Genomic DNA, 523 nt, shown 5'->3' on the forward strand with positions numbered 1-523 from the left:
GTCGTCTGCTGCATCCTCAAAAGAAGCAGGTGAAGAAGCGGCTCAACCTTCCGATTTACCACCTCATCAGTAGAGGACGCGCATGAATGGAAAATTAAACCTTCCCATCAATACCGTGATTGGTGTGTCTCTGCTGGTGTTATTGCTTGTTCCTGCGCTCTACTTCGCCAAACCGGTGCTGTTACCTATGGTGATAAGTACGTTCGTGGCACTGCTGTTTAGCCCGCTGATCAATTATTTTGAAGATAAAGGCCTGCCACGCACGATAACCGTGGTGGTGACGTTGACGTTATTGGTGAGTGTTTCAATACTCGGTTTAGCGGCGATATCAGAACCCGCGAAACAATGGTGGGCTGAGTTGCCAAGCATCGTCCAAAACGTTTCGCAGGAAGTGAATGAAGTGACCAAAGCGTCGTCAGAGCACATGAATGCGCCGCTTGAGATCGCCAGTGACATGAACATTGACGAGATGGGCAACAACACGGTGTTTTCTCTGCTGAAAGCGCTCGCGACCACTACACCA

The 523-nt window shown here is 49.7% G+C and carries 1 protein-coding gene; it reads left to right on the forward strand.

The features are described from left to right. Window positions 1-82 precede the first annotated feature (82 nt). Window positions 83-523 (forward strand): AI-2E family transporter (locus R8N47_RS28275; protein ID WP_318186493.1); only part of this gene is annotated, 441 nt, incomplete at its 3' end.

It is taken from the genome of Vibrio sp. 2132-1 (genome assembly GCF_033344315.1).